A 7,356-nucleotide genomic window follows, 5' to 3' on the forward strand; every position below is an offset into this window, starting at 1 on the left:
CGCGGTCGTCGTCGACCTCGGTGCGGACCACCGGCTCGTCGACGCCGGTGCCTGGGAGGCCTATTACGGCAGCGCCCACGCCGGGACGTGGCCGTACGGCCTGCCCGAGCTGCTGCACGCGGGGGAGACCACCGCCGCCGCACAACGTGCCGAGCTCGCCGCCGCGCGCCGCATCGCCGTGCCCGGCTGCAACGTCACCGCCGTCACCCTCGGCCTCCAGCCGGGGATCTCCGCGGGCGTCGTCGAGCCGCTCGACGTCGTCGCGGTCCTCGCCAACGGCTACTCGGGCGCCGGACGCACCCTCAAGACCCACCTGCTCGCGAGCGAGGCGCTCGGCTCCGCGCAGCCCTACGCCGTCGGCGGCACCCACCGGCACATCCCGGAGATCGCGCAGAACCTGCGGTCCGCGGGCGCACCCGACGTGACGATCTCCTTCACGCCGACGCTCGTCCCGATGTCGCGAGGCATCCTCGCCACGGCGACCGCGCGGCTCGTCGAGGGCACCGACCCCGCCGCCGTGCGCGCCGCGTGGGAAGCCGCCTACGCGGACGAGCCCTTCGTCCACCTGCTCCCCGAGGGGCAGTGGCCCACGACGGCTGCGACCCTGGGGGCGAACACCGCGCTCGTGCAGGTCGCGGTCGACGCGCGCGCCGGACGGGTCGTCACCGTCACCGCGATCGACAACCTCGTCAAGGGCACCGCCGGTGGCGCCCTGCAGTCGCTCAACCTCGCGCTCGGCCTCCCCGAGACGCTCGGCCTCCCCACGGACGGAGTCGCTCCCTGATGAGCCAGCTCGCCGACCTCGCCCCCGAGACGCCCTCCCCGGGCGTCACCGCCCCCGCGGGCTTCCGCGCCGCCGGCATCACCGCCGGGCTCAAGGCGTCGGGCCGCCCCGACCTCGCGCTCGTCGTCAACGACGGCCCGAGCCGCGTCGGCACCGCGGTGTTCACGACCAACCGTGTCGTCGGCGCCCCCGTCGTGTGGTCGCGGCAGGTCGTCTCGGACGGCGTCGTGTCCGCGGTCGTGCTGAACTCCGGCGGTGCGAACGTCTGCACCGGACCCGCCGGGTTCGAGGACGTGCACCGCACGGCGGAGAAGGTCGCCGACGCGCTGGCCGTCTCCGCGGGCGACGTCGTCGTGTGCTCGACCGGTCTCATCGGCGAGCGGCTGCCCATCGAGACGCTGCTCGCGGGAGTCGACGTCGCGGCCGCCGAGCTCGCCGCCGACGGCGGGCCCGCCGCGGCCACCGCGATCATGACGACCGACACCGTCGCCAAGACCGCGCACGTGACGATCCCGGGGGACTTCGGCACGTTCACCGTCGGCGGCATGGCCAAGGGTGCGGGCATGCTCGCGCCCGGCCTCGCGACCATGCTGTGCGTCCTCACGACGGACGCGGAGATCGAGATCGACGTCGCGGAGGCCGCGCTGCGCGAGGCCACCCGGCAGACGTTCGACCGGGTCGACTCCGACGGCTGCATGTCGACGTCCGACACGGTGACGCTGCTCGTGTCCGGGGCGAGCGGGGCCCGCCCCGACCCCGCCGGGTTCACCGCCGCGCTGACCGCGGTCTGCGGTCAGCTCGCCCGCGCGCTCGTCGCCGACGCCGAGGGCGCCACGCACGACATCGCCGTGACCGTCACCAACGCCGAGACCGAGGACGCCGCCGTGGCCGTCGCGCGGGCCGTCACGCGGTCCAACCTGTTCAAGGCCGCGATGTTCGGCAACGACCCCAACTGGGGACGCGTGCTCGCGCAGGTCGGGACCGTCCCGGAGTCCGTCGCCGCGTTCGACCCCGAGCTCCTCGACGTGACGATCAACGGCGTCCAGGTCTGCCGCGCCGGCGGCGCGCACGCCCCCCGGACCGACGTCGACCTCGCAGCCGCCCGGGAGGTGCACGTCCTCATCGACCTGCACGCCGGCACCGAGGTCGCGACCGTCTGGACCAACGACCTCACGCACGACTACGTCCACGAGAACAGCGCGTACTCCACATGAGCGGCCACCCCGGCGACTTCGTCTTCGACACCCGCACCGACCTGCGCGCCGACCAGAAGGCCGAGGTCCTCATCGAGGCCCTGCCGTGGCTGCAGAAGTTCAACGGCGCGCTCGTCGTCGTGAAGTACGGCGGCAACGCGATGATCGACGAGGACCTCAAGCGCGCGTTCGCGCAGGACATGGTGTTCCTGCACCAGGTCGGCCTGCGGCCGGTCGTCGTGCACGGCGGCGGCCCGCAGATCAACGCGATGCTCGACCGGCTCGGCATCGAGTCGGAGTTCCGCGGCGGCCTGCGCGTGACGACGCCCGAGGCGATGGACGTCGTCCGCATGGTCCTCACCGGTCAGGTGTCGCGTGAGCTCGTCGGCCTGCTCAATGCGCACGGCCCGCACGCGGTGGGCCTGTCGGGCGAGGACGGCGGCCTGTTCCAGGCGCGGCGCCGGACCGCGGTCGTCGACGGCGAGCACGTCGACATCGGCCTGGTCGGTGACGTCGTGCACGTCAACCCGGGTGCGGTCCAGGACCTGCTCGACGCGGGCCGCATCCCCGTCGTCTCGACGGTCGCGCCCGACCTCGACGACCCGACGCAGGTGCTCAACGTCAACGCCGACACTGCGGCGGCCGCGCTCGCGGTCGCGCTCGGTGCGCGCAAGCTCATCGTGCTGACGGACGTCGAGGGGCTCTACACGAGCTGGCCCGACAGGTCGTCGCTGGTCCGGCGCCTGCGCGCGCGCGAGCTCGCGGAGCTGCTGCCGACGCTCGACGCGGGCATGCGCCCCAAGATGGAGGCCTGCTGGCGTGCGGTCGAGGGTGGTGTCGGCCGCGCGCACGTCATCGACGGCCGCGCGCCGCACTCGATCCTCGTCGAGGTCTTCACGTCGGACGGCATCGGCACGATGGTGCTGCCCGACGAGGAGCCCGCCGACGCCCCGTTCACCGCGCCCGTGCCGGCCGTCCGGCCCGCCCCGGAGGTCCACCCATGAGCACCGACGTCACGCCCGCCGCCGGGCGGCACCGGGCGGCGACCGCCCCCGACGCGTCCCTGCCGGTCCCGGTGACCGACGGCTCGGTCGCACAGTGGACCGAGCGGTACACGCACGCCGTCATGGACACGTTCGGTGCGCCGCAGCGCGTCCTGGTGCGCGGTGAGGGCCCGTACGTGTGGGACGCGGACGGCCGCCGGTACCTGGACCTGCTCGGGGGCATCGCGGTCAACTCCCTCGGCCACGCCCACCCGACGCTCACGGCTGCCATCAGCGCCCAGCTGGGCACGCTCGGCCACATCTCGAACTTCTTCGCGAGCCCGACGCAGATCGCGTTCGCCGAGCGCCTGCTCGAGCTCGCGCAGGCACCCGAGGGGTCGCGGGTCTTCCTGACGAACTCCGGCACGGAGGCGAACGAGGCCGCGTTCAAGCTCGCACGGCGCAACGGCGGCGCCGACCGCCCGCGGGTCCTCGCGCTCGAGGGGGCGTTCCACGGCCGGTCGATGGGTGCGCTCGCGCTCACCCACAAGGCCGCGTACCGGGAGCCGTTCGAGCCGCTGCCCGGCGGCGTCGAGTTCCTGCCGTTCGGCGACACCGCCGCCCTTGAGGCGGCGTTCGCGGACGGCGCGGGGGAGCGGGTCGCGGCGCTGTTCGTCGAGCCGATCCAAGGCGAGGCCGGTGTGCGCCCCCTGCCCCCGGGCTACCTGGCGCTCGCGCGTCGCCTGACGTCGGAGCACGGCGCGCTGCTGATCCTCGACGAGGTGCAGACCGGCATGGGCCGGACCGGAACCTGGATGGCGCACCACCTGCCGCACGTCGGCGGCGGCATCGTGCCCGACGCCGTCACGCTCGCGAAGGGGCTCGGCGGCGGCTTCCCGGTCGGCGCGCTCGTCGCGTTCGGGGAGCGCACGGCGACGCTGCTCGGCCGTGGCCAGCACGGCACGACGTTCGGCGGCAACCCCGTGGCGGCGGCCGCCGCGCTCGCGACGATCGCCGTCATCGAGCGCGACGACCTGCTCGCCCACGTCACGCGGACGGGTGCGACGCTGCGCGACCGCGTCGCAGGCCTCGGTCACCCGCTCGTCGACGCCGTGCGCGGCGAGGGCCTGCTGATCGCGGTCGAGCTGACCCGCCCGGTCGCCCCGCAGGTCGCGTCGCTGGCCCTCGACGCTGGCTTCGTCGTCAACCCCTGCACGCCCACGACGATCCGCCTCGCGCCGCCGTTCGTCCTCACCGACGAGCAGGCCGCGACGTTCGTCGAGTTCCTCGGCGCCCTCCCGGCGGACGTGGGGGTGGACGCGTGACCCGGCACTTCCTGCGGGACGACGACCTCAGCCCCGCCGAGCAGCGCGAGGTCCTCGAGCTCGCGCTCGCGTTCCGCGACGACCGGTACGTCCGGCGCCCGCTCGTCGGGCCGCGTGCGGTCGCGGTGATCTTCGACAAGCCGACGCTGCGCACGCAGGTCTCCTTCACGACGGGCATCGCGGAGCTCGGCGGCTACCCGCTGCTCGTCGAGGGCTCGCTCGCGCAGATCGGCGTGCGGGAGTCGGTCGCCGACACCGCCCGCGTGCTCGGCCGCCAGGTCGCGGCCGTGGTGTGGCGCACGTACCAGCAGGAGCGGCTCGAGCAGATGGCGCAGTTCGGCGGGGTCCCCGTGGTCAACGCGCTCACCGACCTGTTCCACCCGTGCCAGGTCCTCGCCGACCTCGCGACGGTCGCGCTGCACCGCGGCGGCGTGGGACGCCTGGCGGGCCTCACGCTCGCCTACGTCGGCGACGGCGCGAACAACATGGCGCACTCCTACCTGCTCGGCGGCGCGACCGCGGGCCTGCACGTGCGGGTCGGGACGCCGGACGGCTACCCGCCCGACCCGCAGGTCGTCGCGGACGCGACTGCGGTCGCCGCGCGCACCGGCGGGTCGGTCACCGTCGTCGGCTCCCTCGCGGAGGCCGTGACCGGCGCGGACGTCGTCGCGACCGACACGTGGGTGTCGATGGGCCAGGAGGGCGAGGCCGACGCGCGCGAGACGCCGTTCGTCCCGTTCCGCGTGGACGCCGCCGCGATGGCCCTCGCCGCGCCCGACGCGCTCGTCCTTCACTGCCTGCCCGCGTACCGCGGCAAGGAGATCACCGCGGAGGTCCTCGACGGCCCGCAGGCGGTCGTCTGGGACGAGGCCGAGTTCCGCCTGCACGCGCAGAAGGCGCTCCTGACCTGGCTGCTGGAGCGGTCGTGAGCGTCGCGTCCGGACCCGCGACGGTGCCCGCGACGAAGGCCGCCCGGCAGGCCCTCGTCACGGCGCTCCTCACGCGCGGCACCGTCCACTCGCAGCAGCAGCTCGCCGAGCTCCTCGCCGCGGAGGGCGTGTCCGTGACGCAGGCGACGCTGTCGCGCGACCTCGTCGAGCTGCGGGCCGTCAAGGTCCGCACGCCGTCGGGCGCGCTCGCGTACGCGGTGCCCGCCGAGGGGGGCCTGCGCACGACCGCGCCCGGCCCCGACGAGGAGATGCTGGCCGCCCGGCTCGCGCGGTTGTGCGCCGAGCTCCTCGTCACCGCCGAGGCGTCGGGCAACCTCGTCGTCCTGCGCACCCCGCCGGGCGCCGCGCAGTTCCTCGCCTCCGCGATCGACCACTCCGTCCTGCCTGCCGTCCTCGGCACGATCGCGGGGGACGACACGGTGCTCGTCATCGCCCGCGAGGGCGAGGACGCACCGAGCCCCGCAGCCGCCGGTGCGGCGCTCGCGGCCCGCTTCCTCGCGCTCGCGACGGACGCGCGGCCCGACCCGGCGGCGCGCTCGCGCCCCGCCGACTGACCTTCGACCTCCCCGACCCGAACCCCCTGAGAAGAGAGAAGTTCCATGACTGAGCGTGTCGTCCTCGCGTACTCCGGCGGCCTGGACACGTCCGTCGGCATCGGCTGGATCGCCGAGGCCACCGGCGCCGAGGTGATCGCGGTCGCCGTCGACGTCGGCCAGGGCGGCGAGGACCTCGAGGTCATCCGCCGGCGTGCCCTCGACTGCGGCGCCGTCGAGGCGTACGTCGCCGACGCCCGCGACGAGTTCGCGAGCGAGTACTGCATGCCCGCGCTCAAGGCGAACGGCCTCTACCTCGACCGCTACCCGCTGGTCTCCGCGCTGTCGCGGCCGGTCATCGTCAAGCACCTCGTGCGCGCCGCACGCCAGTTCGGCGCGACGACCGTCGCCCACGGCTGCACCGGCAAGGGCAACGACCAGGTCCGCTTCGAGGTCGGCATCACCTCGCTCGCGCCCGACCTCACGTGCCTCGCGCCGGTCCGCGACCTCGCGCTCACGCGCGACAAGGCCATCGACTTCGCGGAGAAGCACCAGCTCCCGATCGCGACCACCAAGCACAACCCGTTCTCGATCGACCAGAACGTGTGGGGCCGCGCCGTCGAGACCGGCTTCCTCGAGGACATCTGGAACGCCCCGACGAAGGACGTCTACACCTACACCGACGACCCGACGTTCCCGCCGGTCGCCGACGAGGTCGTCATCACGTTCGAGGCCGGCATCCCGGTCGCGCTCGACGGCGTCCCGGTGACCCCGCTGCAGGCGATCCAGGAGATGAACCGCCGCGCGGGCGCCCAGGGCGTCGGCCGGATCGACATCGTCGAGGACCGCCTCGTCGGCATCAAGTCGCGCGAGGTGTACGAGGCGCCGGGCGCGATCGCCCTCATCGCCGCCCACCAGGAGCTCGAGAACGTCACGGTCGAGCGTGAGCAGGCCCGGTTCAAGCGCGGCGTCGAGCAGCGCTGGACGGAGCTCGTGTACGACGGCCAGTGGTTCTCCCCGCTGAAGAAGTCGCTCGACGTGTTCGTCGACGACACGCAGCGCTACGTCTCGGGCGACGTGCGGCTCGTGCTGCACGGCGGCCGCGCGACCGTGTCGGGCCGCCGTTCCGACGCGTCGCTGTACGACTTCAACCTCGCGACCTACGACACGGGCGACACGTTCGACCAGTCGGCCGCGAAGGGCTTCATCGAGATCTACGGCCTGTCCTCCAAGCTCGCCGCCGCGCGCGACGTGCGGTTCGGCAACGCCGAGGACCTCGGCTCGCAGGGCGGTATCGGAGATGCCTGACGAGCAGGCCCCGCTCGCCCTGTGGGGCGGCCGGTTCGCCTCCGGGCCGGCCGCCGCGCTCGCCGACCTGTCGCGCTCGACGCACTTCGACTGGCGGCTGGCGGACCACGACATCTCCGGGTCGGTGGCGCACGCGCGCGTCCTGCGGGGTGCGGGCCTGCTCACGGACGACGAGCTCACGGGCATGGTCGACGCGCTCGAGCGGCTGCGTGCCGACGTGGCGTCGGGGGCGTTCGGCCCGGCGCCCGACGACGAGGACGTGCACACGGCGCTCGAGCGC

At 74.3% G+C, this 7,356-nt stretch carries 7 protein-coding genes and 1 pseudogene; all 8 read left to right on the forward strand.

What is annotated here, in order from left to right; genetic code table 11:
• Window positions 1–784, forward strand: a 784-nt coding sequence (gene argC, locus CBZ_RS16710) for an N-acetyl-gamma-glutamyl-phosphate reductase (RefSeq protein WP_130782616.1), incomplete at its 5' end; no start/stop codon positions are given.
• Complete coding sequence (argJ, locus tag CBZ_RS16715; RefSeq protein WP_130782617.1) at window positions 784–1,998, forward strand: bifunctional glutamate N-acetyltransferase/amino-acid acetyltransferase ArgJ; 1,215 nt, start codon at window positions 784–786, stop codon at window positions 1,996–1,998. The genes argC and argJ, both read left to right, overlap by 1 nt.
• On the forward strand, window positions 1,995–2,981 hold the full coding sequence (gene argB / locus CBZ_RS16720) for an acetylglutamate kinase (protein ID WP_130782618.1): 987 nt from the start codon (window positions 1,995–1,997) through the stop codon (window positions 2,979–2,981). Before argJ ends, argB begins: the two co-directional genes overlap by 4 nt.
• Window positions 2,978–4,285 (forward strand): acetylornithine transaminase, encoded by a 1,308-nt coding sequence (locus CBZ_RS16725; protein WP_130782619.1) that lies wholly within the window; start codon window positions 2,978–2,980, stop codon window positions 4,283–4,285. Before argB ends, CBZ_RS16725 begins: the two co-directional genes overlap by 4 nt.
• Entirely contained in the window at window positions 4,282–5,214 is a 933-nt protein-coding gene (argF, locus tag CBZ_RS16730; RefSeq protein WP_130782620.1) for an ornithine carbamoyltransferase, read from the forward strand. The genes CBZ_RS16725 and argF overlap by 4 nt, the downstream gene beginning before the upstream one ends.
• Entirely contained in the window at window positions 5,211–5,789 is a 579-nt protein-coding gene (locus CBZ_RS16735; protein ID WP_130782621.1) for an arginine repressor, read from the forward strand. The genes argF and CBZ_RS16735 overlap by 4 nt, the downstream gene beginning before the upstream one ends.
• 45 nt (window positions 5,790–5,834) lie before the next feature.
• Window positions 5,835–7,076: an argininosuccinate synthase gene (locus tag CBZ_RS16740; protein WP_130782622.1), complete on the forward strand. Its 1,242-nt coding sequence runs from the start codon at window positions 5,835–5,837 to the stop codon at window positions 7,074–7,076.
• Window positions 7,069–7,356, forward strand: a pseudogene (locus CBZ_RS16745) (argininosuccinate lyase); the annotation flags it as partial. The gene CBZ_RS16740 and the pseudogene CBZ_RS16745, both read left to right, overlap by 8 nt.

The sequence above is a fragment of the Cellulomonas biazotea genome (assembly GCF_004306155.1).
GTDB lineage: Bacteria > Actinomycetota > Actinomycetes > Actinomycetales > Cellulomonadaceae > Cellulomonas > Cellulomonas biazotea.